23 protein-coding genes, 1 tRNA gene and 1 pseudogene are annotated in these 26,067 nt (G+C 69.5%); 24 read left to right on the forward strand and 1 reads right to left on the reverse strand.

Annotation, left to right across the window (positions count from 1 at the left end):
• Window positions 1-6 precede the first annotated feature (6 nt).
• From ACH4G3_RS35920 to ACH4G3_RS35940, 5 genes and pseudogenes are all read left to right on the forward strand, one after another.
• A complete protein-coding gene (locus ACH4G3_RS35920; protein WP_397628397.1) occupies window positions 7-201 on the forward strand; it encodes a hypothetical protein in 195 nt (64 codons plus the stop codon).
• 26 nt (window positions 202-227) lie between these two features.
• Window positions 228-485 (forward strand): DUF6251 family protein, encoded by a 258-nt coding sequence (locus ACH4G3_RS35925; protein WP_397628398.1) that lies wholly within the window; start codon window positions 228-230, stop codon window positions 483-485.
• A 121-nt stretch (window positions 486-606) separates the two neighbouring features.
• Complete coding sequence (locus ACH4G3_RS35930) at window positions 607-1,926, forward strand: replication initiator (RefSeq protein WP_397628399.1); 1,320 nt, start codon at window positions 607-609, stop codon at window positions 1,924-1,926.
• The gene (locus ACH4G3_RS35935; protein ID WP_397628400.1) at window positions 1,902-2,096 is read left to right on the forward strand and encodes a helix-turn-helix transcriptional regulator; all 195 of its coding nucleotides are present in this window, start codon (window positions 1,902-1,904) and stop codon (window positions 2,094-2,096) included. Before ACH4G3_RS35930 ends, ACH4G3_RS35935 begins: the two co-directional genes overlap by 25 nt.
• A pseudogene (locus tag ACH4G3_RS35940) lies at window positions 2,093-3,465 on the forward strand (tyrosine-type recombinase/integrase). The gene ACH4G3_RS35935 and the pseudogene ACH4G3_RS35940 overlap by 4 nt, the downstream one beginning before the upstream one ends.
• Before the next feature lie 976 nt (window positions 3,466-4,441).
• Here ACH4G3_RS35940 and ACH4G3_RS35945 read toward each other — a convergent pair.
• Window positions 4,442-4,513: transfer RNA gene (locus ACH4G3_RS35945), tRNA-Arg, on the reverse strand.
• Window positions 4,514-4,676: 163 nt separating this feature from the next.
• Here ACH4G3_RS35945 and ACH4G3_RS35950 point away from each other — a divergent pair.
• The 19 genes from ACH4G3_RS35950 to ACH4G3_RS36040 all read left to right on the forward strand — a co-directional run bounded on the left by ACH4G3_RS35950 (window position 4,677) and on the right by ACH4G3_RS36040 (window position 26,028).
• A complete protein-coding gene (locus ACH4G3_RS35950) occupies window positions 4,677-5,162 on the forward strand; it encodes a response regulator (RefSeq protein ID WP_397628401.1) in 486 nt (161 codons plus the stop codon).
• Between the two features lie 151 nt (window positions 5,163-5,313).
• Window positions 5,314-6,462, forward strand: a complete 1,149-nt coding sequence (gene nrtL, locus ACH4G3_RS35955; protein WP_397628402.1) for an ArgS-related anticodon-binding protein NrtL — start codon at window positions 5,314-5,316, stop codon at window positions 6,460-6,462.
• Between the two features lie 13 nt (window positions 6,463-6,475).
• Window positions 6,476-7,867 (forward strand): diaminopimelate decarboxylase, encoded by a 1,392-nt coding sequence (lysA, locus tag ACH4G3_RS35960; protein ID WP_397628403.1) that lies wholly within the window; start codon window positions 6,476-6,478, stop codon window positions 7,865-7,867.
• A gap of 153 nt (window positions 7,868-8,020) precedes the next feature.
• Window positions 8,021-9,313, forward strand: coding sequence for a homoserine dehydrogenase (locus tag ACH4G3_RS35965; protein WP_397628404.1), 1,293 nt, complete (start codon window positions 8,021-8,023; stop codon window positions 9,311-9,313).
• Window positions 9,314-9,319: 6 nt separating this feature from the next.
• Window positions 9,320-10,378 (forward strand): threonine synthase, encoded by a 1,059-nt coding sequence (gene thrC, locus ACH4G3_RS35970; RefSeq protein ID WP_397628405.1) that lies wholly within the window; start codon window positions 9,320-9,322, stop codon window positions 10,376-10,378.
• 294 nt (window positions 10,379-10,672) lie between these two features.
• Window positions 10,673-11,602, forward strand: a complete 930-nt coding sequence (gene thrB / locus ACH4G3_RS35975) for a homoserine kinase (RefSeq protein ID WP_397621517.1) — start codon at window positions 10,673-10,675, stop codon at window positions 11,600-11,602.
• Window positions 11,603-12,005: 403 nt separating this feature from the next.
• A complete protein-coding gene (rho, locus tag ACH4G3_RS35980) occupies window positions 12,006-14,036 on the forward strand; it encodes a transcription termination factor Rho (protein ID WP_397628406.1) in 2,031 nt (676 codons plus the stop codon).
• Between the two features lie 124 nt (window positions 14,037-14,160).
• Window positions 14,161-15,954, forward strand: coding sequence for a trypsin-like serine protease (locus tag ACH4G3_RS35985; RefSeq protein WP_397628407.1), 1,794 nt, complete (start codon window positions 14,161-14,163; stop codon window positions 15,952-15,954).
• Window positions 15,955-16,163: 209 nt separating this feature from the next.
• On the forward strand, window positions 16,164-17,300 hold the full coding sequence (locus ACH4G3_RS35990; protein WP_397628408.1) for an LCP family protein: 1,137 nt from the start codon (window positions 16,164-16,166) through the stop codon (window positions 17,298-17,300).
• Window positions 17,301-17,439: 139 nt separating this feature from the next.
• The gene (gene rpmE, locus ACH4G3_RS35995) at window positions 17,440-17,661 is read left to right on the forward strand and encodes a 50S ribosomal protein L31 (RefSeq protein ID WP_010040182.1); all 222 of its coding nucleotides are present in this window, start codon (window positions 17,440-17,442) and stop codon (window positions 17,659-17,661) included.
• Between the two features lie 106 nt (window positions 17,662-17,767).
• Entirely contained in the window at window positions 17,768-18,844 is a 1,077-nt protein-coding gene (prfA, locus tag ACH4G3_RS36000; protein WP_397628409.1) for a peptide chain release factor 1, read from the forward strand.
• Window positions 18,845-18,879: 35 nt separating this feature from the next.
• Window positions 18,880-19,725 (forward strand): peptide chain release factor N(5)-glutamine methyltransferase, encoded by an 846-nt coding sequence (gene prmC / locus ACH4G3_RS36005; protein ID WP_020272586.1) that lies wholly within the window; start codon window positions 18,880-18,882, stop codon window positions 19,723-19,725.
• Window positions 19,726-19,795: 70 nt separating this feature from the next.
• A complete protein-coding gene (locus ACH4G3_RS36010) occupies window positions 19,796-20,443 on the forward strand; it encodes an L-threonylcarbamoyladenylate synthase (RefSeq protein ID WP_020272587.1) in 648 nt (215 codons plus the stop codon).
• The gene (locus ACH4G3_RS36015; RefSeq protein WP_397628410.1) at window positions 20,440-21,120 is read left to right on the forward strand and encodes an arsenate reductase/protein-tyrosine-phosphatase family protein; all 681 of its coding nucleotides are present in this window, start codon (window positions 20,440-20,442) and stop codon (window positions 21,118-21,120) included. The genes ACH4G3_RS36010 and ACH4G3_RS36015 overlap by 4 nt, the downstream gene beginning before the upstream one ends.
• 71 nt (window positions 21,121-21,191) lie before the next feature.
• Window positions 21,192-22,430 (forward strand): serine hydroxymethyltransferase, encoded by a 1,239-nt coding sequence (locus ACH4G3_RS36020; RefSeq protein WP_397628411.1) that lies wholly within the window; start codon window positions 21,192-21,194, stop codon window positions 22,428-22,430.
• 129 nt (window positions 22,431-22,559) lie between these two features.
• The gene (locus ACH4G3_RS36025; protein ID WP_397628412.1) at window positions 22,560-23,903 is read left to right on the forward strand and encodes an MraY family glycosyltransferase; all 1,344 of its coding nucleotides are present in this window, start codon (window positions 22,560-22,562) and stop codon (window positions 23,901-23,903) included.
• A gap of 331 nt (window positions 23,904-24,234) precedes the next feature.
• Window positions 24,235-24,672 carry a Cg1360 family ATP-synthase-associated protein gene (locus tag ACH4G3_RS36030; protein WP_354741901.1) on the forward strand — a complete coding sequence of 146 codons (438 nt, stop codon included), beginning with the start codon at window positions 24,235-24,237 and terminating at the stop codon, window positions 24,670-24,672.
• 273 nt (window positions 24,673-24,945) lie between these two features.
• Entirely contained in the window at window positions 24,946-25,713 is a 768-nt protein-coding gene (gene atpB, locus ACH4G3_RS36035) for a F0F1 ATP synthase subunit A (RefSeq protein WP_086601182.1), read from the forward strand.
• A 78-nt stretch (window positions 25,714-25,791) separates the two neighbouring features.
• Window positions 25,792-26,028 carry an ATP synthase subunit c family protein gene (locus ACH4G3_RS36040; protein WP_190201064.1) on the forward strand — a complete coding sequence of 79 codons (237 nt, stop codon included), beginning with the start codon at window positions 25,792-25,794 and terminating at the stop codon, window positions 26,026-26,028.
• Window positions 26,029-26,067 lie beyond the last annotated feature (39 nt).

A 26,067-nucleotide genomic window follows, 5' to 3' on the forward strand; every position in this document is an offset into this window, starting at 1 on the left:
GTTCCCGTGACCGTCTCGCTGCCGCTCGTCTTCGTCTTGGGGGTCATCGTCTGGGCCGCGATCAAGTTCCTCGGCATCCGCCTCTGGGTCGCCGTCGTGATCGCGCTGTTCGGCTTCTGGCTCTCGCACACCATCCTCGCCCCGGCCATCGAGTCCGGCACCCGCTCCGGGGTCGACGTCGTCAACGGCACCCACGAATGACACCCCGACTGACAAGGAGTCCCGCGATGTTCCGCCCCAAGCTGCCCGACACCCCGCACGTCCCGAGCATCACCACCCACATCCCGCAGGATTACGCCCCGGCTCCCTCCGCCGGCCGCTCGGTCGCCCCGTTCGTCGGGGTGGGCGCCGGTGCGGTCGCCGCCGTGGTCGTCGTCGGCGTCGTCCTCACCGCGCTCCTGGCAGCGGTCGCCGTCTCGGTCGTGTCCGTGGCCATCGCCGCCGTGGTCCTGCGCTCCCTCGTCACCGGCGCCAACAGGCGCTGACTGGCCGCCGGGGCGGCAAACGCCGCCAAGCATCCCGCCGCCCCGGGGCCGTCCCTCCCAACCGCCGAAAGGAAGACCCATCATCACCCGGCAGACTCCGCCCCTGCTGGCGGAACTCTCCATGCTGGCCTCCCTCGGCACCATGCCCGAGCTGGCCCGCCAACTCTCCGGCCTGGGTGGGTGCACGAACCCCGTGCGCCTCGACGGCCACCGCACCGAGTACGCGGTCGACCGGACAACCGGAGAGATCGGGCGCGTCCTCCACCACCTCGACTCGGCCTCCCTGCCCGCCGGAAGTCTCCTCGTCCGCTGCAACAACCGTCGCGCCACCCGCTGCGCGGCCTGTGCGGAGGTCTACCGCCGAGACACCTTCCACCTGATCACCGCCGGACTCCGCGGCGGCAAGGGCACCGCCGAACAGGTCGGCACACACCCACGCGTCTTCGCCACCCTCACTGCACCGAGCTTCGGCCCAGTCCACAACCGCCCCTCCAGCGGGCAGCCCTGCCGCTGCGGTGCCCGGCACAACGACACAGACCCGGCCCTCGGTACGCCCCTCGACCCGGACACGTACGACTACGAAGCGGCCGTGCTCTGGAACGCCCACGCCGGAGCCCTCTGGCGGCGCTTTTCGATCTACCTGCGCCGTGAGATCGCCAAGCGCGCCGGACTCACCCAGCGCGCGTTTCGGCATCACGCACGGGTCTCCTTCGCCAAGGTCGCCGAGTACCAGAAGCGGGGCGCCGTCCACTTCCACGCGGTCATCCGCCTCGACGGCCCGGAGGGCGGCGACACGGCCCCTCCGGCCTGGGCGTCCGCCGAGCTGCTGACCGACGCCATCCATGCCGCAGTCACCGCCACACGCGTCAACGGACCGAACATCGACGGCCGCGCCCACACCTTCACCTTCGGCCGCCAACTCGACGTACGCACTATCCGCTCCGCCGACTTCGACGTCGGCCAGGAACTGACCGACCGGGCCGTCGCCGCGTACATCGCCAAGTACGCCACCAAAGGAGCCGAGACAGCGACCGGCACCCTGGACCGGCCGATCCGCTTCCTCGCTGAGCTGGCACAGGCCCGGATCACCGACCACGCCCGGCGCATGATCCGGACGGCCTGGACCCTCGGCGCACGCAAGGACCTCGAACACCTCCGCCTGCGCGCCTGGGCCCACATGCTCGGCTTCCGCGGCCACTTCTCCGCCAAGTCCCGCCGCTACTCCACCACCCTCGGCGCCCTCCGCGACGCCCGCGCCGAATGGCGTCGCGCACAAGCCGCCAGGTCCGCTCCCCATGACGGCGAAACCACGCTCGTCCTCGCCCACTGGGTCTTCGCCGGAACCGGCCTCAGCACCGGTGAAGCCTGGCTGGCCTCCTCCCTCGAACCCGCCCCTGGAACGGAAGGAGAACCGACATGGACGCCCGTCACGACGAGCTGATGACTCTTCGCCAAGTCCTGGACGAGCTCGGCGGTGTCTCCCGTCAGACGTTCTACCGCTGGCGAGAACTGGGGTACGGGCCGGCCGCATTCAAGCTGCCCAACGGAGAGCTGCGGGTTTGGCGGAGTCACTTCAACACATGGCTGCGGCAGCTGGAGGAGGCGGCGTGAAGTCTCTCGATGTGAAGGTCTGGGGCGTACGCAAGAGGGACACCAGAACGCCCTCTTACGGCGTCCGCTGGTCCGTCGCGGGCGGCGTTTTCTCGGAGTCCTTCCGCACCAAGGCGCTCGCCGACCACTACCGCACGAAGCTCATGCGTGCCATGCGCGACGGCGAGGAGTTCGACACGGAGTCGGGGCTCCCGGCCTCGATGGAAGAGAAGAAGTCGGCCGTGTCGTGGTACGCCTTCGCTCTCAGGTACCTCGCCATGAAATGGCCTCATGCCGCCCCCAACACACGGGACGGCATCAATGAAGCCCTCACGAGCGTGACGCTGGAACTCCTTGACGAGCGCGCCGGACGACCATCCGACGAGGAGATCCGCAGAGCATTACGCAACTGGGCCTTTGTGCTGCCGGGGCCCGATGACCGGGAAGTCCCGGACGACGTGCGGAACGTTCTCCACTGGGTGTCCAAGGCATCCCGGCCGCTCGCCGATCTCGCTGAAGCGGCCACGGCTCGCACGGTCCTCGACTCGCTGAAGCTCAAGCTCGACGGCACGGCGGCAGCGGCGGAGACCGTGCGGCGCAAGCGTCGGACGCTCGTCAACGCCGCGAATTACGCCGTCGACCTGGGGGAGCTGCGCGAGAACCCCATCACGGCTGTCCGCTGGCAGAAGCCGAAGGTGTCCAACCAGGTCGACCCGCGGGTTGTCGCCAATCCGGAGCAGGCACGGAACCTCCTGGCGGCGGTTTCCTACGTGGGCGGGTATCGGCGTGCTCGTGGTCGTCGCCTCGTGGGTCTGTCGCTGCCATGTACTTCGGTGGCCTGCGGCCGGCGGAAGCGGTCGGCCTCGTCGAGACGGACCTGAAGCTTCCCGAGCAGGGCTGGGGCTCGGCGCTGCTCCACCGGACCCGCCCGTCCGTCGGCAAGCAGTGGACTGACTCGGGGGAGACCCATGACGACCGCGGGCTGAAGAACCGGCCGACCGAGGACGTGAGGCGGGTGCCGATCCCGCCTCACCTCGTGGCCGTGCTCCGCGAGCACCTGGCCACCTTCGGCACGGCGGACGACGGGCGGCTGTTCTTCAGTGAGAAGGGCTCGGTCGTCCCGTCCTCGACCTACTACCGCGTGTGGCAGGAAGCTCGGCTCCTCGCGCTTCCGCCGGCCGTCGCGGCCTCGCCGCTCGCGAGTCGGCCGTACGACCTCCGGCACTCGGCGCTGTCGACGTGGCTCAACGCCGGGGTCGACCCGACAGAGGTGGCCGGGCGCGCCGGCAACAGTGTCGAGGTCCTGCTGACTCGCTACGCGAAGTGCCTCGACGGACGGCAGGACGTCGCCAACCGCCGCATCGAGGACCTGCTCCGCGAGTACGAGTGAGATAACCCGTACCCATACTGAGGCCCCAGGCATGCCGCCTGGGGCTTCCGCCTTGACCGCTTCCCCAAACACCGAGCCCACGCCGAGATATGGTGGGCTACGTGAGCGACTACTGGGGCTGCCCAGAGTGTGGGCACTTGACCCTCCGTCTTGAGGACAAGGACGGCCACTGCGATGTGGCCACATGCGAGTACGACCAGTGCGGCTACTTCGATGAAGGCGTCCCCGAGTAACTATCGGGCCTCGCAATTCCGAGCAGCCGCGCTGTTACAGGTCGATCGCCTCTGTAAGGATTATTCGTGACCTCGTATGTCTGCCCCAGTTGTGACGTTGACTTTGGCTACCCGCAGGGCCTGGCCATCCATCAGGAGCTTGGCTGCGAGTGGGGCGACGACGGGACCGATGGCGACGCCAAGTACTGCTGCGGCATGATCTATGAGGATGGCGAGTCCACCTGTCGCAGCTGCGGGGAGCCGCTGTAGCTCTGCCCCGCTCAGCCGGATAGCTTCACTCATTCACATGGAGCCTTTCCAGCGTCGTGACCGCATAGGTCCACCGATTGGGCGTGAATCGCTCCTGCACGCCTGCGCGTGCCTGGCGTGATCGCTGACATGCTCGAAGAGGAGCTGGAGGTGCTCTCGCGGACGGCGGCCGAGCACCTCGCCTTGCCGTTCTCACCGGGCTTCTGCGGCGTAGGCGTGGTGGAGCTGGGGCCAGTCCGTCATGCCAGCGATCTAAGCACTCGGGTAGCGCGGAGTTCACGGTTGGGGCCGTGCCAGCTGCCTGCCTTGAAGGCAAGCCAGGCCCAGCGACGGAAGAGGTCAGGGACCTGCGGCGATGCTCCAAGATCCCGTCCACGCCTCGTCCACGGACCCCGACACACGCCCGCTCCGGGCGGCACACGCCTGCACATACGCGAAGACCCCGTCCTCAGCGTTTGCGCTGGTGGCGGGGTCTTTAGGCACCTTCTTCGAGGTGCCCCCGGCAGGATTCGAACCTGCGCACACGGCTCCGGAGGCCGTTGCTCTATCCCCTGAGCTACGGGGGCGTGTCGGTCGCGTTGCTCGCGGCGACGGGTAGAACACTACCAGCTCCCTCGGCGTGGTCATGAACGGGTTTCCGCTGTCGGGGGCGGGGTTGTGGGTCGCCCGGTCGGGGTGGAAGTGGGGAAAACCCGGACGCGGTGGCCGGGGCCGACCTACTCTCGAGTTGTGCCAGGCGCGTCGGGCCGGGTGCTTGTTGTGGACGACAACAAGGTCATCCGGCAGTTGATCAGGGTCAACCTTGAGCTGGAGGGGCTTGAGGTCGTGACCGCGGCCGATGGTGCCGAGTGTCTTGATGTCGTTCATCAGGTGCGGCCCGATGCAGTGACCCTCGACGTCGCCATGCCCCGGCTGGACGGGATCCGGACCGCCGCTCGCCTGCGAGCCGATCCGCGTACCCGTGACGTGCCCCTCGCGATCATCAGTGCCTGTACCCAGTACGAGGTCGAGGCCGGGCTCGAAGTGGGCGTCGACGCCTTCCTCGCCAAGCCCTTCGAGCCCGCTGAACTCGTCGGGATGGTGCGGCAGTTGATCGAGCGGGAGCGGAGTGAGGGCAGGCCTGGGTCCGGTGCTGCCGGAGGCGGCGGTGCGCCCGCTTACGGGTCCGTCCTCGGTGCCGGGGAGGCCGAGCGGGCCGGGAGCGCCGGCGGGTGATCCACAGGCCGCGTATGGATCGCCGGCCCATGGCTGTGCACGACGGCCGTGCACTGCAGCTGCCACGGTCCTCACGCCCCGCGTCCACATCCCGGACCCTCCTCGAAACCGGCTCGCCTCCCCACCCCCCTCCTCCCATACGCTTGTCCCCGTGACCCCCGTCGAGCTCTCCCGCACCGTGCTGCACGCCGTGCGTCGCGCTGTCGACGAGGGTGAGCTCAGCGTGACCGTGCCGGAGCGGGCCGTGGTCACTCCGCCGGGGCCGGGGGGCTGTGGCGACTACGCCACCAGCATCGCCCTCCAGCTGGCCGGCGCGGCAGGGCAGCCGCCGCGGCGCGTGGCCGAGATCCTCAGGGCACGGCTCGCGGGTGAGGCCTTCATCGGCGATGTCGTCGTCACGGGGCCCGGTTTTCTCAACTTCAGGCTGGAACGCGACGCCTCCGCACTCCTCGTCGACGAGATCCTCCGGCGTGGGCGGCGGTACGGCCATGCCGAGGGGTTCAGCGGGACCATCGTCCGGCTCCGGTGCCCGGCAGAGGTCCGTGCCGTCGTCGTCACTGACGCCCTGGCCCGCGTGCTGCGCAGCCAAGGTCACTTCGTCCGCGTCGTGTGCGACGGTCGGCCCGCGCCGGAGTGGGAGGCCGTCCTCGGAGTCGACGGCAGCCATTCAGGCAGTCGTCCGCGTCCGGGTGGCCATCCCACAAGCCTCTCCACGAGCCTCTCCGCAGGACCAGGACCAGGACCAGGACCAGGACCAGGACCAGGACCAGGTCCAAGCCCCCGCTCCCTCCCCGACCTCGACCTCACCATCCACCCCGCCCCCGCCCCAGCCAACCCCCTGCCCCTCGGCCGCGACGCCGGCCGCTGGGCACTGCTGTACCCGGCCGGCCACCACCGGCCCCGGATCCCCGGTGATCACCTGGTCCACCGCGAGGCCAACCCTCTCTTCCGCGTCCGGTACGCCCACGCCCGCACCCGGGCACTCCTGCGCAACGCCGCCGACCTGGGCTTCCACCCCGAGCCCGGCCCCGTGAGCGACGCGGAGGCACTGCTCGCCGCACTCGGCGACCACCCCCGCATCCTCACCACGACGGCCACCCACCGCGGCCCCGACCGCCTGGCCCGGCACCTCGTCACCGTCGCCGACGCCACGCTGCCCCTGCTCCCCGCCGTGCTGCCCCTCGGCGACGAGAAACCCTCGGCCGCCCACCGTGCCCGGCTCGCCCTCGCCGAAGCCGCCGGGGCGGTGCTGGCCGGTGGCCTGTCCCTGCTCGGCATCGACGCACCCGACCACCTCTGAAAGAGCACGCAGAATGAGCCGTTCAGCCCACCCCGCCGGGCCCCGTCACGCCGACGTCCTCCCCGAGAGCCACTACTCGGCCCCGCCCACGGACCTGAACGCCCTGGACCCCAAGATCTGGGCGCAGACCGTGACGCGTGACGAGCACGGTGTCGCCACCGTCGGGGGGATCTCCGTCACACAGCTCGCCGAGGAGTTCGGCACCCCGGCCTACTTCCTCGACGAGGCCGACTTCCGGGCCCGCGCGCGTGCGTGGCGCACCGCGTTCGGCGCCGACGCCGACGTCTACTACGCCGGCAAGGCGTTCCTCTCCCGTGCCGTCGTGCGCTGGCTGCACGAGGAAGGGCTGAACGTCGACGTCTGCTCCGGCGGCGAGCTGGCCACCGCCCTCTCCGCCGGCATGCCCGCCGACCGCATCGCCTTCCACGGCAACAACAAGTCCGTCGACGAGATCACCAGGGCCGTCGAGGCCGGTGTGGGGCACATCGTGCTCGACTCCTTCCAGGAGATCGCCCGCGTCGCCCACATCGCGCAGAGCCTCGGGAAGCGGCAGAAGGTCCTGATCCGGATCACCGTCGGTGTCGAGGCCCACACCCACGAGTTCATCGCCACGGCCCACGAGGACCAGAAGTTCGGCATCCCCCTGGCCGGCGGGCAGGCCGCCGAGGCGGTACGCCGGGCCCTCCAGCTCGACGGGCTCGAACTCGTCGGCCTCCACAGCCACATCGGTTCGCAGATCTTCGACATGTCCGGGTTCGAGGTCGCCGCCCACCGGGTCGTCTCGCTGCTCAAGGACGTCCGCGACGAGCACGGCGTCGAGCTGCCCGAGATCGACCTCGGCGGCGGGCTCGGGATCGCGTACACGAGTGACGACGACCCGCGCGAGCCGCACGAGATCGCCAAGGCGCTTCAAGAGATCGTCAGCCGTGAGTGCGAGGCCGCCAAGCTGCGCACGCCGCGCATCTCCGTCGAGCCGGGCCGCGCCATCGTCGGCCCGACCGCCTTCACGCTCTACGAGGTCGGCACCATCAAGCCCCTCGACGGGCTGCGGACGTACGTCTCGGTCGACGGCGGCATGTCGGACAACATCCGCACCGCGCTGTACGACGCCGAGTACAGCGTCGCGCTGGTCTCCCGCACCTCCGACGCCGAGCCGATGCTCGCCCGGGTCGTCGGCAAGCACTGCGAGAGCGGGGACATCGTCGTCAAGGACGCGTTCCTGCCCGCCGACCTGGCACCGGGTGACCTCATCGCCGTACCGGCCACGGGCGCCTACTGCCGGTCCATGGCCAGCAACTACAACCACGTGCTGCGGCCGCCCGTCGTCAGCGTGCGGGACGGCGAGGCCCGGGTGATCGTCCGCCGTGAGACGGAGGAGGACCTGCTGCGTCTCGACGTCGGCTGAGCGAGAAGCCGACGGGCTCGGGGCGGAAGATCTCCTGTCTTCCGCCCCCGTACAAATGAAATAAACATCTCACGATCCGGACCGGGGGCAGAAACTCCCGTCCGGTGAGTGAGACTGGTTCCACCGTAGAAGGTAATGAGGAAACGAGGTCGGATGATGCGTACGCGTCCGCTGAAGGTGGCGCTGCTGGGCTGTGGAGTGGTCGGCTCAGAGGTGGCGCGCATCATGACGACGCACGCCGACGACCTCACGGCCCGGATCGGGGCCCCGGTGGAGCTGGCGGGTGTGGCCGTGCGGCGGCCCGACAGGGTCAGGGAAGGCATCGACCCGGCCCTCGTCACCACCGACGCCACCGCCCTCGTCAAACGCGGCGACATCGACGTCGTCGTGGAGGTGATCGGCGGGATCGAGCCGGCGCGGACCCTCATCACCACGGCCTTCGAGCACGGCGCCTCCGTCGTCTCCGCCAACAAGGCGCTGCTCGCCCAGGACGGGGCGGCCCTGCACGCCGTCGCCGACGAGCACGGCAAGGACCTCTACTACGAGGCCGCCGTCGCCGGTGCCATCCCGCTGATCCGGCCGCTGCGCGAGTCCCTCGCCGGCGACAAGATCAACCGGGTGATGGGCATCGTCAACGGCACGACGAACTTCATCCTCGACAAGATGGACTCGACCGGGGCCGGCTACCAGGAGGCCCTCGACGAGGCCACCGCCCTGGGGTACGCCGAGGCCGACCCGACCGCCGACGTCGAGGGCTTCGACGCCGCCGCCAAGGCCGCCATCCTCGCCGGTATCGCGTTCCACACGCGCGTGCGCCTCGACGACGTCTACCGCGAGGGCATGACCGAGGTCACCGCCGCCGATTTCGCCTCCGCCAACGCGATGGGCTGCACCATCAAGCTGCTCGCCATCTGCGAGCGGGCCGCGGACGGGGCGTCCGTCACCGCGCGCGTGCATCCCGCGATGATCCCGCTGAGCCACCCGCTGGCCTCCGTGCGCGGCGCCTACAACGCCGTGTTCGTCGAGTCCGACGCCGCCGGGCAGCTCATGTTCTACGGCCCCGGAGCGGGCGGTTCCCCGACGGCCTCGGCCGTGCTCGGCGACCTCGTCGCCGTCTGCCGCAACCGTCTCAGCGACGCGACCGGACCGGGTGAGTCCGCCTACGCCGCCCTGCCGGTGTCACCGATGGGCGACGTGGTCACGCGCTACCACATCAGCCTCGACGTGGCCGACAAACCGGGTGTTCTCGCCCAGGTGGCGACCGTCTTCGCCGAGCACGGTGTCTCGATCGATACGGTTCGCCAGCAGGGGAAGGACGGCGAGGCGTCCCTCGTCGTCGTCACGCACCGTGCGTCCGACGCGGCCCTCACGGGGACCGTCGAGGCGTTGCGCAAGCTCGACACCGTGCGTGGTGTCGCCAGCATCATGCGGGTTGAAGGAGAGTAACCAGCAATGACCCACCAGTGGCGCGGAATCATCGAGGAGTACCGGGACCGCCTTCCGGTATCCGACAGCACGCCGGTCGTGACGCTCCGTGAGGGCGGTACGCCGCTCGTGCCCGCGCAGGTGCTCTCCGAGCGCACGGGCTGCGAGGTCCACCTCAAGGTGGAGGGCGCGAATCCGACCGGGTCCTTCAAGGACCGCGGTATGACCATGGCCATCACCAGGGCCAAGGAGGAGGGCGCGAAGGCCGTCATCTGCGCCTCCACCGGCAACACGTCGGCCTCCGCCGCCGCGTACGCCGTGCGGGCCGGGATGGTCTGTGCCGTGCTCGTGCCGCAGGGCAAGATCGCGCTCGGCAAGATGGGCCAGGCCCTCGTGCACGGCGCGAAGATCCTCCAGGTCGACGGCAACTTCGACGACTGCCTCACGCTCGCGCGCGGCCTGAGCGACAACTACCCCGTGGCGCTGGTCAATTCGGTCAACCCGGTACGTATCGAGGGCCAGAAGACCGCCGCGTTCGAGATCGTGGACATGCTGGGCGACGCGCCCGACATCCACGTCCTGCCGGTGGGCAACGCGGGCAACATCACGGCCTATTGGAAGGGCTACAAGGAGTACGCCGCCGACGGCGTCGCCACCCGCAGCCCCCGCATGTGGGGCTTCCAGGCCTCCGGCAGTGCCCCGATCGTGCGCGGCGAGATCGTCAAGGACCCGTCGACCATCGCCACCGCCATCCGCATCGGCAACCCGGCCTCCTGGCAGTACGCGCTCGCCGCGCGGGACGAGTCCGGCGGGTTCATCGACGAGGTGACGGACCGTGAGATCCTGCGCGCCTACCGGCTGTTGGCCTCGCAGGAGGGTGTCTTCGTCGAGCCCGCGTCCGCCGCGTCCGTCGCCGGTCTGCTGAAGGCCGCCGAGCAGGGCAAGGTCGACCCGGGGCAGCGGATCGTGTGCACCGTCACGGGCAACGGGCTGAAGGACCCCGACTGGGCCGTCGCCGGTGCCCCGCAGCCCGTCACCGTGCCCGTCGACTCGGCGGCCGCCGCGGAGCGCCTCGGACTGGTCTGACGTGCGCCGACGCCTCGAGCGCCGGTGTAACGCTCGACACGGTCCGGCGTAAGACGGCGCTTGCCGGGGGAGGTTCCCTACGGGGGGTGCACAGGGGGCTTACGACACGCATCGTGCGCCTCCTGTGCGCCCTATGTCGCCACAGAACCTTCCTTCGATAGGCTGTACTGAACCCGCCCGCCGCATATGCCGCGGAGCTGCGCCGTCTCCGCGGCCCCCAGGGTTCTCGTACGCCATCGAATGTCCGTCCCACGTCATTCGACAATCACGCAGCTCAAGGAGAGTCATCGAGCGATGGCCGGTCCAGCGTTCCGCGCCGCCGCCGTCCGGGTGCGCGTCCCCGCCACCAGCGCCAACCTCGGCCCGGGCTTCGACGCCCTCGGCCTCGCGCTGGGGTTGTACGACGACGTGGTCGTCCGGGTGGCCGACTCCGGGCTGCACATCGACATCGCGGGTGAGGGCAGCGAGACACTCCCGCGCGACGAGCGGCACCTTCTCGTACGTTCCCTGCGCACCGCCTTCGATCTGCTGGGCGGGCAGCCGCGCGGCCTGGAGATCGTCTGCGCCAACCGCATTCCGCACGGCCGGGGCCTGGGCTCCTCCTCGGCCGCCATCTGTGCCGGCATCGTCGCCGCCCGGGCCGTGACCATAGGCGCCGAGGCCAAGCTCGACGACACCGCGCTGCTGGAACTCGCCACCGAGATCGAGGGCCACCCCGACAACGTCGCCGCATGTCTGCTGGGCGGCTTCACGCTCTCCTGGATGGAGGGCGGCGCGGCCCGGGCGATCAGGATGGAGCCTGCCGATTCCATCGTTCCGGTGGTTTTCGTACCCGGAAAGCCGGTGCTCACCGAAACCGCGCGCGGCCTGCTGCCGCGCTCCGTGCCGCACGTCGACGCGGCCACCAACGCGGGCCGTGCCGCCCTGCTCGTCGAGGCCATGACACGGCGCCCCGAGCTGCTGCTGCCCGCCACCGAGGACCGTCTGCACCAGGAGTACCGCGCCCCGGCCATGCCCGAGAGCGCGGCGCTGGTGGAGCGGCTGCGGGCCGAGGGCGTCCCCGCGGTCATCTCCGGCGCCGGCCCGACGGTCATGGCGCTGGCCGACGCGGGCACCGCCGACAAGGTGGAGGCCCTGGCGGGTGCCGACTGGGCCGCCAATCGCCTGAGTCTCGATCCGCAGGGCGCGATCGTCCTGCCGCTCGCGACCTCCAGTGACATCTGAAAGCGCACGGTTGCCGGATTTCGAGAGGGGGAATGTTTGTTGGATCCGGTAGTGTTAACCTCAAGTCTGCACCCGACCCCACCACGGCGAGGTGCCTCGTGTCCCCGTCCGGGACAGACATTCTTCCGGGAGCCCCCCAAGCCGCACTGTGTTCCGTACGTCGGACCGTACGCCGTACACGGACACTGAGCGGGGCGCAGGGCACGCTCCGGAACCGGTGCGACCACGCCGCGTGACACTGACACTGGGTGCCACGGCATATGGAAGCGCCAATCACCAGATTCCTCCGCCGCTGAGGCGGACCACCGCCCCGGCACGGTTCACACCACACGGACCGAAGCCGGACAGCACAACCGGTCGCCGAGCCAGACAGGCCGACGTCCGCTCCAGGGAAGGACCCTTCGTGAGCGACACCACCGATCTGATGGGCGCACGTGTCGAGGAGACCGCTGCCGCGCCCGCCACGGACGCCTCCGCGCCTGCCACCGGTGCCGGCTCCCGGCGGCGCCGCGGTACCGGCCTCGAGGGCATGGTGCTGGCCGAGCTGCAACAGGTCGCATCCGGCCTCGGTATCAGGGGCACCGCGCGTATGCGCAAGAGCCAGCTGATCGAGGTCATCAAGGAGGCGCAGGCGTCCGGCGGCGCCGCTCCGGCCGCGAAGGCCGAGGCCCCCGCCGAGACCAAGCCGAAGCGCCGCGCCACCTCCCGGACCCGTACGGGGGACAACGCCGAGAAGGCGGAGAAGAAGGCGGACGCGAAGCAGGCCTCCGAGGTCCCCGCCGAGAAGGCCGACAAGGCCGAGAAGGCCGTGGCCCAGCAGCAGATCGAGATCCCCGGCCAGCCTGCCAGTGACGACGCGCCCTCCGAGCGCCGCCGTCGCCGGGCCACCGCCGACGCCGGGTCCCCGGCCGGCGCTCCGGAGACGGTCGCCGCCGAGGCGAAGAACGAGGCGAAGAACGAGTCCAAGGGCGAGTCGCAGCCGCAGCAGCAGTCCCAGAACGACGCCAAGTCCGACGCTGACGGTGGCGAAGGCCGTCGTCGCGACCGCCGTGACCGCGGCCGGGACCGGGACCGCGACCGCCGTGGCAACAAGGGCGACGACCAGCAGGGCGGCCAGCGCGGCCAGCAGAACCAGCAGCAGGGCGGCGGCCGCCAGGACCGTGACCGTCAGCGGGCCGATGAGGACGGGGACGACTTCGAGGGCGGCCGGCGTGGCCGTCGCGGGCGTTACCGCGACCGCCGGGGCCGTCGTGGCCGCGACGACATCGCCGCCGAGCCGCAGATCGCCGAGGACGACGTCCTGATCCCCGTCGCGGGCATCCTGGACATCCTCGACAACTACGCCTTCATCCGCACGTCCGGCTACCTGCCCGGCCCGAACGACGTGTACGTCTCCCTCGCCCAGGTCCGCAAGAACGGCCTGCGCAAGGGTGACCACATCACCGGTGCGGTCCGTCAGCCGAAGGAAGGCGAGCGCCGCGAGAAGTTCAACGCGCTGGTGCGCCTGGACTCCGTCAACGGCATGGCGCCCGAACACGGCCGTGGCCGCCCGGAGTTCAACAAGCTGACGCCGCTGTACCCGCAGGACCGCCTCCGTCTGGAGACGGACCCGGGCGTCCTCACCACCCGCATCATCGACCTGGTCTCGCCCATCGGTAAGGGGCAGCGCGGTCTGATCGTGGCCCCGCCGAAGACCGGCAAGACCATGATCATGCAGGCGATCGCCAACGCGATCACGCACAACAACCCCGAGTGCCACCTGATGGTCGTCCTCGTCGACGAGCGTCCGGAAGAGGTCACTGACATGCAGCGGTCGGTGAAGGGCGAGGTCATCTCCTCGACCTTCGACCGCCCGGCCGAGGACCACACGACGGTCGCGGAGCTCGCCATCGAGCGTGCCAAGCGGCTGGTGGAGCTGGGTCACGACGTGGTCGTGCTGCTCGACTCGATCACGCGTCTGGGCCGTGCGTACAACCTCGCCGCCCCGGCCTCCGGCCGCATCCTGTCCGGTGGTGTCGACTCGACGGCGCTGTACCCGCCGAAGCGCTTCTTCGGTGCCGCCCGGAACATCGAGGACGGCGGCTCGCTGACCATCCTCGCCACCGCCCTGGTGGACACCGGGTCCCGCATGGACGAGGTGATCTTCGAGGAGTTCAAGGGCACGGGCAACGCCGAGCTCAAGCTCGACCGGAAGCTCGCCGACAAGCGCATCTTCCCGGCGGTGGACGTCGACGCGTCCGGCACCCGTAAGGAAGAGATCCTGCTCGCCAGCGACGAACTGTCCATCGTCTGGAAGCTGCGCCGGGTGCTGCACGCCCTCGACCAGCAGCAGGCGGTCGAACTGCTCCTCGACAAGATGAAGCAGACGAAGTCGAACGCCGAGTTCCTGATGCAGATCCAGAAGACCACTCCGACGCCGGGCAACGGCGACTGAGGTAAGCACTGCGTAAGAGGGCCGCTCCCGGAAACGGGGGCGGCCCTCTGTCGTGCTCTGTGCGGGTAGGATCACGCTCTCTTCGAACATGTGATCCCGAGGGGGGACATTCGTGGGTAGAACCATGCCTGGGGGCGGTCGGCACAGACGCCGGATACGCATCGCCCTTCCCGTCGCCGCGGCCGGTGTGGCCGCCGCCGTGGCCGCCGCGCTGATGACGACGTCCGCCGGCGCGGCCACGCCGCTGCCGCAGCCGACGGTCGAGCCCGCCACCAGCTCGCCGTCGCTCGCAGAGCTGGAGAAGCGCGTCGCGGGGGCCATGGCCGGTGACGACGTCGCGGGCAAGACGAGCAAGGCGTCGCTGAGCGCGAGCTCGGACACGAGCCCTTCCTCCATCGACCCGAAGATCATCGGTGGCAGCGAGACGACCATCACCTCGGCCCCGTGGATGGCGCAGCTGCACTACTACGACGACCGGGGCACCTCGACCACCAGCGACGACATCGGCTTCTTCTGCGGCGGCGCCGTCGTCGCGCCGACGAAGATCCTCACCGCCGCGCACTGCGTCAAGGGCTACGACTGGCACGCCAACGGCGCGATCGTCACCGGCACCTCCCAGCTGCCCTCGGCCGACGGCACCGACCTGCACGGCGGCACCGTCACCGGCGTCTGGCGGCAGTGGAACCACCCGTCGTACAACGCGACGACCATCGACAACGACATCGCGGTGCTCACCCTGCCCGTCCCGGTGAAGGCCACGCCGATCCGCATGGCGACGTCCGGCGACACCACGTCGTACGCGGCCGGCACCAGCGCCAAGGTCTACGGCTGGGGCCGCACCAGCTCCACCAGCGACGACATCTCCGAGACGCTGAAGACGGCCACGCTGCCCGTCCAGTCCGACACCACCTGCGCCGGCGCGTACGGCAGCGACTTCGTCAAGGGCCACATGGTCTGCGCGGGCAATCCCGCCACCGGCAGCGACGCCGGCACCACCACCGCCTGCAACGGCGACTCCGGCGGCCCACTGGTCGTCAACAACCGCATCGTCGGGGTCGTCTCCTGGGGCGTGACGGACTGCGTCGCCAAGGGCGCCTACAGCGTCTTCAGCAAGGTCAGCACCTACGTCGGCGCCGCCTACCCGCGCCTCGACGACACCAACATCAGTGGCGACCACAAGGCCGACCTGTGGGTGCGCAACGCCTCCACCAAGACGGGCTACTCCAAGGACTCCAAGGGCACGTCCTTCGCCGCCCGCGAGTCCTGGGGCAACTGGAACGGCTTCAACACCGTCCTCCAGACGGACTTCGACCGGGACGGCTACGAGGACCTGGTCTACCGGCGAAGCAGCGACGGCGACGTCTTCTGGACCCACTACGTGATCTCCACGGGCACCTGGTCCACCAAGCAGATCGCCGACAACTGGAAGACCCGCACCCGCATCATCACCCCCGGTGACGTCACCGGCGACTACCTGCCCGACCTGCTCTCGGTCGACTCGGCGGGCGTGATGTGGATCTACCCGGGCAAGGGCAACGGCACCTTCTCGCCCCGCGTCAAGGTGAGCTCCGGCTGGAACCAGTACAACTCCGTGCGCGGCCACGGCGACTTCACCGGCGACGGCAAGACCGACCTGATCGCCCGCAGCTCGTCGGGCAGCTACATGTACCTCTACAAGGGCACCGGCAAGGCCGGCTCGGGCGCCTTCTCGGCCCGGATCAAGGTGCGCACCTGGAGCGGCTACAACGCCTTCGACGCCACCGGTGACATCACCGGCGACGGCAAGGCCGACTTCCTGGCCCGGACCCCCGGCGGGACGCTCTACCTGTACCCGGGCACCGGCAAGGCGACCAGCGAGATCTTCGCCACAAGGATCTCTGTCGGTACCGATTTCAAGCAGTACGACATCTTCGGCTGAAACCGCAGGTGAGCGAGGTACCCCTCGCTGACACGAACACACACTGTGCCCACCGCCCCACGCGGTGGGCACAGTCCGTTGTGCAACCCTTTCCCGAGTTTCTCCGTCTGACCAGGCGGAGCGACGATGGTGCCAGGAGGCAGTCCCCGACCGATCACGCCTGGTACTGACCGCAGGGGGTAACCGACCGTAGACGAGCTGAGGAGCACATGTCTGCCGAGAGCACGCCGGGTCCGGGCATACCGGGCGATACCGGCACCACCGGGCCGCGCCACCGCGCCAAGGGTCACCGCCGCAAGCCCCGTAAGCGCCACAAGGGCCTGATGGTGACGGCCTGGACCGCCGCGGGGATCGTCGTCCTGGGGGGCGCCGGGGCGGGGTACGTGTACTTCAAGCTCAACGGCAACCTCAAGAGCGTCGACATCGACCAGGCCCTCGGCACGGACCGGCCCAAGAAGGCCGACAACGGCTCGGAGAACATCCTCGTCCTCGGCTCCGACACCCGCGCCGGCGGCAACAAGAAGCTCGGCGGCGGCACCGACGACGGCAGCGCCCGCTCGGACACCGCGATGATCGTGCACGTCTACAAGGGCCACAAGAAGGCCAGCGTGGTCTCCATCCCGCGCGACACCCTCATCGACCGGCCCGCGTGCACGGACACCAAGGGCAAGCAGTACCCCGCCGCGAACGGCGTGATGTTCAACTCCGCGTACTCCACCGGCGGAGCGGCCTGCGCCGTGAAGACCGTCGAGTCGATCACCGACCTGCGCATGGACCACTACCTGGAGGTCGACTTCGCCGGCTTCCAGAGGCTCATCGACGACCTCGGCGGCGTAGAGGTCACCACGACCAAGAGCATCGACGACCCCGACAGCCACCTGAAGCTGAAGGCCGGCACCCACAGACTCGACGGCGAACAGGCCCTCGGCCTGGTCCGTACCCGGCACGGCGTCGGCGACGGCTCCGACCTCGGCCGCATCCAGCTCCAGCAGGCCTTCATCAAGGCCCTGGTCAACCAGGTCAAGGACGTCGGCGTCTTCACGAACCCGAAGAAGCTGCTCGACCTCGCGGAGACCGCGACCAAGACGGTGACGACCGACTCCGACCTCGGCTCGGTCAACAAGCTCGCGTCCTTCGCGGGCGGCCTCAAGGGCATCACCCCGTCCAACATGCACATGGTCACGATGCCGGTGGCCTACGACCCGGCCGACCCCAACCGGGTCCTGCTCCAGAAGAAGAAGGCCGACCAGATCTGGAAGGCCCTGGAGGACGACAAGCCGATCCCGAAGAGCGCGACGAAGGGCACGGCGACGGGTGAGGCCAAGGGTGTCGTGAGCGGCCGGTAAGCGGCGCGGGGAACAAACGACGGCAACCCCCGGTTTTGGGGGATGGCCCCAGTCCTGGCAGACTGGTACGTCGGCCCCGGTTCACGCTCCCGCACCCCGCGGCAGCGACCCGGCGCCCTCCCGAAACCTAGGAGACACCTTGAAGCGCGACATCCACCCCGCGTACGTCGAGACGCAGGTCAGCTGCACCTGCGGCGCGTCGTTCACCACCCGCAGCACCATCGAGTCCGGCGCGATCCGTGCCGATGTCTGCTCCGAGTGCCACCCGTTCTACACGGGCAAGCAGAAGATCCTCGACACCGGTGGCCGCGTGGCCCGCTTCGAGGCCCGCTTCGGCAAGGCCGCCGGCTCCAAGAAGTAGCGAGCCCCATTTCGCCGGTCCGCGGACGCGCCCCCTCACCGGGCGCTCCGGGACCGGCGTTTTTGGTCGCCCGCCCCTTCACCCACGTCAGTACACAGGAGCCAAGATGTTCGAGGCCGTCGAGGAACTCGTCGCCGAGCACGCCGACCTGGAGAAGAAGCTCGCCGACCCGTCGGTCCACGCCGACCAGGCCAACGCGCGCAGGATGAACAAGCGTTACGCCGAGCTCACCCCGATCATCGCCACGTACCGCTCCTGGACGCAGACGGGCGACGACATCGAGACCGCGCGCGAATTCGCCGCCGACGACCCCGACTTCGTGGCCGAGGTCAAGGAGCTGGAGCAGCGGCGCGAGGAGCTGACCGAGAAGCTGCGCCTGCTCCTCGTCCCGCGCGATCCCAGCGACGACAAGGACGTCATCCTCGAGATCAAGGCGGGCGCGGGCGGCGACGAGTCGGCCCTGTTCGCCGGCGACCTGTTGCGCATGTACCTGCGGTACGCCGAACGCGTCGGCTGGAAGACCGAGATCATCGACGCCACCGAGTCCGAGCTGGGCGGCTACAAGGACGTCCAGGTCGCCGTGAAGACGAAGGGCGGCCAGGGCGCGACGGAGCCCGGGCAGGGCGTGTGGGCCCGCCTGAAGTACGAGGGCGGCGTGCACCGCGTGCAGCGCGTCCCCGCCACCGAGTCCCAGGGCCGTATCCACACCTCCGCCGCCGGTGTCCTCGTCACGCCCGAGGCCGAGGAGGTCGACGTGGAGATCAACCCCAACGACCTCCGCATCGACGTCTACCGCTCCTCCGGGCCTGGCGGACAGTCCGTCAACACCACCGACTCCGCCGTGCGCATCACGCACCTCCCGACCGGAGTGGTCGCCTCCTGCCAGAACGAGAAGAGCCAGTTGCAGAACAAGGAGCAGGCACTGCGTATCCTGCGCTCCAGGCTGCTCGCCATGGCACAGGAGGAGGCGGAGAGGGAGGCCGCCGACGCCCGCCGCAGCCAGGTCCGCACCGTCGACCGCTCCGAGAAGATCCGTACGTACAACTACCCGGAGAACCGCATCTCGGACCACCGTGTCGGCTTCAAGGCGTACAACCTGGACCAGGTCCTGGACGGCGACCTCGACGCGGTGATCCAGGCCTGTGTCGACGCGGACTCGGCCGCCAAGCTGGCAGCCGCGTAAGGACACGTAGGACACTTGAGTACCGGAGGACTTGCGTGAATCTGCTGCTCGCGGAGGTGGCCCAGGCCACCCAGCGGCTCGCCGACGCCGGCGTGCCCTCGCCGCGCACCGACGCGGAGGAACTCGCCGCGTTCGTGCACGGCGTCAAGCGCGGCGAGCTGCACTCAGTCAAGGACTCCGACTTCGACGCCCGCTACTGGGAGGTCATCGCCCGCCGCGAGGCCCGCGAGCCGCTCCAGCACATCACCGGGCGCGCCTACTTCCGCTACCTGGAACTCCAGGTCGGCCCCGGGGTGTTCGTGCCCCGGCCCGAGACGGAGTCCGTGGTCGGCTGGGCCATAGACGCCGTACGGGCCATGGACGTCGTCGAGCCGTGCATCGTCGACCTGTGCACCGGCTCCGGCGCCATCGCGCTCGCCCTCGCCCAGGAGGTGCCGCGCTCGCGCGTGCACGCCGTGGAGCTGTCCGAGGACGCCCTCAGGTGGACCCGCAAGAACGTGGAGGGGTCCAGGGTCGAGCTGCGCCAGGGAGACGCCCTGACGGCCTTCCCGGACCTCGACGGCCAGGTCGACCTGGTCATCACCAACCCGCCGTACATCCCGCTCACCGAGTGGGAGTACGTCGCCCCCGAGGCGCGGGACTACGACCCTGACCTGGCCCTGTTCTCCGGCGAGGACGGCCTGGACCTCATCCGGGGCCTGGAGCGCACCGCGCACCGGCTGCTGCGCCCCGGCGGCGTCGTGGTCGTGGAGCACGCCGACACCCAGGGCGGCCAGGTGCCGTGGATCTTCGCCGAGGACCGCGGCTGGACCGACGCCGCCGACCACCCGGACCTGAACAACCGCCCGCGTTTCGCCACGGCCCGCAAGGCGCTGCCGTGAGCACACCGGGCACACCGCAGTCTTCGTGGACTTCATCCCAGCAGCACGTGTACGAGGAGGCCAGCTAAAGATGGCACGGCGATACGACACCAATGACGCGACCGACCGTGTGACCGGTCTGCGTGAGGCAGCGTCCGCCGTCCGCCGTGGCGAGCTCGTGGTGCTGCCGACGGACACGGTGTACGGCATCGGCGCCGACGCGTTCTCCTCGGAGGCGGTCGCCGACCTGCTGGAGGCCAAGGGCCGGGGCCGCAACATGCCCACGCCCGTCCTCATCGGCTCCCCGAACACGCTGCACGGGCTCGTCACGGACTTCTCGGAGCTGGCCTGGGAGCTGGTCGACGCCTTCTGGCCGGGCGCGCTGACGCTCGTCGCCAAGCACCAGCCGTCCCTGCAGTGGGACCTGGGCGACACCCGTGGCACGGTCGCCGTGCGCATGCCGCTGCACCCCGTCGCCATCGAGCTGCTGACGGAGGTGGGCCCGATGGCCGTCTCCTCCGCCAACCTGACCGGCCACCCGGCGCCGGAGGACTGCGACGCCGCGCAGGAGATGCTCGGCGACTCCGTCTCCGTCTACCTCGACGGCGGCCCGACCCCCGGCAACGTCCCGTCGTCGATCGTCGACGTGACCCGTGAGGTGCCGCTGCTGCTGCGCGCCGGCGCGCTCTCCGCGGAAGAGCTGCGAAAGGTAGTACCCGACCTCGAGGTGGCGAATTGACGGCCCCTGGAGCGGGGCGTGGCATAGGCAACGGGGAAAGCGCGGCGGAGATCACGACGACGTTCGTGGGGCTTCCGCGCGACAGCTTCCGCATCCTCCACGTCAGTACCGGCAACGTGTGCCGCTCGCCCATCACCGAGCGGCTGACCCGCCATTTCGTGCGGGAGCGGCTCGGGATCCTGGGCGGCGGGCTGATCGTGGAGAGCGCGGGCACCTGGGGTCACGAGGGCGCCCCCATGGAGGCCAACGCGGAGACCGTGCTGGCCGACTTCGGCGCGGACGCCTCCGGCTTCACCGGGCGCGAACTCCTCGACGAGCACGTGATCCGCGCCGACCTGGTGCTGACCGCCACCCGGGACCACCGGGCGCAGGTCATCTCCATGGGGCACTCGGCGGGCCTGCGGACCTTCACGCTCAAGGAGTTCACCCGTCTGGTGAAGGCCATCGACCCGACGACCCTGCCGCCCCTGGAGGAGGGCGTGGTCATCCGCGCGCGTGCGCTGGTGCGTGCCGCGGCGGCTCTACGCGGGTGGCTGCTGGCCCCGAACGCCGAGGCGGACGAGGTGTACGACCCGTACGGGGCGCCCCTGACGTTCTTCCGGTCCATCGGCGACGAGATACACCAGGCACTCGATCCGGTCGTCACGGCCCTCACGGGCGTCCCCGCAAAGACGTAACGACCGCGCGCCCCGGGGGCCCCGGGCCTACATTGGACGTACGTCACCGTCGACGCCGCCCGGAGCCCACCATGACGGTCACCCCTGCCATCGAGGCCGACCTCCTGCGCCGCCAGGACCCCGAACTCGCCGACATCCTGCTCGGCGAGCGGGAGCGGCAGGCGACGACGCTCCAGCTGATCGCCGCCGAGAACTTCAGCTCGCAGGCCGTCCTGGCCGCCCTCGGCTCGCCCCTCGCCAACAAGTACGCCGAGGGTTACCCCGGAGCGCGGCACCACGGTGGCTGCGAGTTCGCCGACGTCGCCGAGCGCGTGGCCGTGGAGCGGGCCAGGGCGCTGTTCGGCGCCGAGCACGCCAACGTCCAGTCCCACTCCGGCTCTTCGGCCGTCCTGGCCGCCTACGCCGCCCTGCTGCGCCCCGGCGACACCGTCCTCGCCCTCGGCCTGCCGTACGGCGGTCATCTCACGCACGGGTCGCCGGCGAACTTCTCCGGCCGCTGGTTCGACTTCGTCGGATACGGCGTGGAGGCCGAGTCAGGGCTGATGGACCACGAGCAGGTGCGCACCCTGGCGCGTACGCGTCGCCCCAAGGCGATCGTGTGCGGCTCGATCGCCTACCCCCGGCACATCGACTACGCCTTCTTCCGCGAGGTCGCCGACGAGGTGGGCGCCTACCTCGTCGCGGACGCCGCGCATCCCATCGGGCTGGTCGCCGGGGGAGCGGCGCCGAACCCGGTGCCGTACGCGGACATCGTCTGTGCCACGACTCACAAGGTGCTGCGGGGCCCGCGCGGCGGCATGATCCTGTGCCGCGCGGAGCTGGCCGAGCGGGTCGACCGGGCCGTGTTCCCTTTCACACAGGGCGGCGCGCAGATGCACACCATCGCGGCCAAGGCGGTCGCGTTCGGGGAGGCGGCAACTCCGGCGTTCGCCGTGTACGCCCATCAGGTGGTCGCCAATGCGAGGGTTCTCGCGGCCCGGCTGGCCGCCGAGGGGATGACCGTCACCACGGGCGGCACGGACACCCATCTCATCACCGCCGACCCGGCGCCGCTCGGCGTCGACGGCCGCACCGCCCGGGGCCGTCTCGCCGCGGCCGGCCTGGTCATGGACTGCTGCGCGCTGCCGCACGGCGACGCCCGGGGACTGAGGCTGGGCACGGCCGCCGTCACCACCCAGGGCATGGGCGAGGCGGAGATGGCGCGGATCGCCAAGCTGCTCGCGGGGGTGCTCAGGGGAGTGACCGAGACCGCGAGGGCCCGTGAAGAAGTGCGGGAGCTGGCCGGTGGATTTCCGCCGTATCCCCGCTGAGACGGGGTAAGCGCACCAGGGTGCACAGCTACTCGTGCAACCATCGTCGCTACCCGGAAGTCCCCACACATATGCGCGCATCGCTAGGGTGTGGGGCTGAGATGGCCAGCGAGACCTGTGGGGAAGCCTGTGCGTGAATACCTGCTGACGCTCTGCATCACGGCCGCGGTGACGTATCTGCTGACAGGGCCGGTACGGAAGTTCGCGATCGTGGCCGGAGCGATGCCGGAGATCCGGGCACGTGACGTGCACCGGGAACCCACTCCGCGGCTCGGCGGGATCGCGATGTTCTTCGGCCTGTGCGCGGGTCTGCTGGTCGCCGATCACCTGACCAACCTCAACCAGGTCTTCCAGGCCTCGAACGAACCCCGGGCGCTGCTGTCCGGGGCGGCCCTGATCTGGCTGATCGGGGTGCTGGACGACAAGTTCGAGATCGATGCCCTGATCAAGCTGGGCGGCCAGATGATCGCCGCGGGCGTGATGGTCGTGCAGGGATTGACGATCCTGTGGCTGCCGATCCCGGGCATCGGCTCGGTGGCGCTCACCCAGTGGCAGGGCACCCTGCTGACGGTGGCGCTGGTCGTCATCACGATCAACGCGGTCAACTTCGTCGACGGCCTGGACGGCCTCGCGGCCGGCATGGTCTGCATCGCGGCCACCGCGTTCTTCCTGTACGCCTACCGGATCTGGTACTCGTACGGCGTCGAGGCCGCCGCCCCCGCCACGCTCTTCTCGGCGATCCTGATGGGCATGTGCCTGGGCTTCCTGCCGCACAACATGCACCCGGCGCGGATCTTCATGGGCGACTCGGGCTCGATGCTGATCGGCCTGGTCCTGGCCGCGGGCGCGATCTCCATCACGGGGCAGGTCGACCCGGACGCGCTCAACCTGTACGTCGGGTCGGAGAAGGAGGCCGTGCACCAGACGGTCCCCGTCTACATCCCGCTGCTGCTGCCGCTGACGATCATCGCGGTCCCGGCCGCCGACCTGATCCTGGCCATCGTGCGCCGCACCTGGCGCGGCCAGTCGCCGTTCGCCGCCGACCGCGGCCACCTGCACCACCGTCTGCTGGAGATCGGCCACTCGCACAGCCGGGCCGTGTTGATCATGTACTTCTGGTCGGCCCTGATCGCCTTCGGCGCGCTCGCCTACTCGGTCAACTCGGCGTCCATGTGGATCGTGCTCGGCGTCGTGTTCCTCAGCGCGATCGGCTTGGCCCTGCTCCTGCTGCCGCGCTTCACGCCGCGCGCCCCGCGTTGGATGGAGCGGTTCGTGCCGCCGCGCTACCGGCGCCGCGGGGTCCCGGCCCTGGCGCCCGGGGCCTCGACGCCGGCGTCCGCCGCCGAGCAGCCGGCCCCGGTCGCGTGTGAGGACCGCGCCCCGGTGGTGTCGGGAGTCTCAGGAGTCAACGGGGCCACCGCCATCGGCGCCCGTTCGCGACTGGCGGACCGGCGCAAGGCAGGGACTCCGTAAAGAGCCCGGGCAAGGTAAGAACCGGGTCAAGGTAAGAATCTGACTAGAGCATTGCCAAGCCGTGGGGTTGTGATGGGGGTGCGAAGCGCCCAATACCAGACAAGTCGGCGCCGTTCTTGCACATACGCGCGGCTTCACTCTCATGTGTGACAGTCCGCACACCTTCAGGTAAAGACTGCATCAAATAGTTTGTGATACGGTTCACGAGAACCCCCGGATAGAGCCGAAGGACCGCAGTGCGACGGTCCATTGGTGTGAGGTCTCCACTCAGCCCGGGACTACGCTCGTCCATGACGACACCCCTGCCCCCTGCGAAAGCGGAGTTGCCGCCATGCCGTCCAATGACGCCCGGAACCTTCTGCAGTGCGCTGTGCCCACAGCGGCTGCCGGTGTGGTCGCCGTCGCCGTCAGCGGCGTGCTGGCCGGAGGCAAGGGAGCCCTCGGAGCAGCCGTCGGCACGGTACTGGCCATCCTCTTCATGGGGATCGGTCTGTACGTCCTCCAGCGGACGGCAAAAACGCTCCCGCAGTTGTTCCAGGCCATGGGGCTGATGCTCTACACGGCCCAGTTGCTGCTGCTCCTGATTTTCGTCGCCCTCTTCAAGGACACCTCATTCTTCAACGCGAGGACGTTCGCCGCCGGGCTCGTCGTCGCGACCGTCGTGTGGATGGCTGCGCAGGCTCGTGCGCACATGAAGGCCAAGATCTTCTACATCGACCCGGACTCCGAGAAGAGTGAGAAGCCCGAGAAGACCGGGTCCCCGTCGTGACGAGTAGGGGCGCGATAAAGAGCACTGGGAACTCCTGCTATCGTCCGGTGCCAACTGCGGCATCGCGGGCGCGGGCATCTGAGCTGACGCCTGCTCGAACGCGAGGCTCGATGCCCCTCAGCCGCCCCCACATCCGTAACACCAGTCCGGTGCCGACCCGCGGCTGCGCGCCGCGCCGACACAACGAGGTTGCCGTACCCATGCGTCACGCCGAAGGAGCCCGTGGTGAGTGCTGACCAGACCCAGCTCGCCTTTGACTGGAGCTGTCGGATCATGTCCGACGGGTGTGGTTTTCCGGCACCGGGCCTGCACTCGTTCCTCTTCAAGCCGATCGCCACGGTTGGAGGGTTCGAGTTCAACAAGGTGATGCTGCTCGCCATCATCACCACCATCCTCGTCATCGGCTTCTTCTACGCGGCCTTCGGCAAGGCCAAGGTGGTGCCGGGCAAGCTGCAGATGGTCGGTGAAGCCGGATACGACTTCGTCCGCCGCGGCATCGTCTACGAGACCCTCGGAAAGAAGGAGGGCGAGAAGTACGTCCCCTTGATGGTCTCGCTGTTCTTCTTCATCTGGATCATGAACATCTGGTCCGTGATCCCGCTGGCGCAGTTCCCGGTGTCGTCGATCATCGCCTTCCCGGCGGTCCTGGCCGCGGTCGTCTACGTGACCTGGGTCTCGCTGACCTTCAAGCGGCACGGCTTCGTCGGGTTCTTCAAGAACATCACCGGCTACGACAAGTCGCTCGGCCCGGTGCTGCCGCTCGTGATGGTCATCGAGTTCTTCTCGAACCTCCTCGTCCGGCCGTTCACGCACGCCGTGCGACTGTTCGCCAACATGTTCGCCGGCCACCTGATGCTGGTCATGTTCACCGTCGCCTCCTGGTACCTGCTGAACAGCTGGATGATCCCGGCGGCCGGTGTCTCCTTCGTCATGACCGTCGCCATGATCGGCTTCGAGCTTTTCGTGCAGGCCGTCCAGGCGTACGTCTTCGTACTCCTCGCCTGCACGTACATCCAGGGCGCTCTGGCCGAGCACCACTGAGCCCCTCCGCCCCCGCAAGTCCCAAGAACGTCCGGTGGCCAACCCCCGCCGGTCCGTGAAAGAGAAGGAAGATTCAGCATGGCTGCCACTGAGACCCTCGCCGCTGTCTCCGGTTCGCTCGGTTCCGTCGGCTACGGCCTCTCCGCCATCGGCCCCGGCATCGGCGTCGGCATCATCTTCGGTAACGGCACCCAGGCCCTCGCCCGCCAGCCCGAGGCCGCCGGTCTGATCCGCGCCAACCAGATCCTGGGCTTCGCGTTCTGTGAGGCGCTCGCCCTCATCGGCATCGTTATGCCGTTCGTGTTCGGTCAGTAATTTTCTGCTCACCGACACGTTTCGACGAAAGGCACTGAT

Origin of the sequence: Streptomyces afghaniensis (genome assembly GCF_044327915.1) — a bacterium.
GTDB classification, from domain to species: domain Bacteria; phylum Actinomycetota; class Actinomycetes; order Streptomycetales; family Streptomycetaceae; genus Streptomyces; species Streptomyces afghaniensis.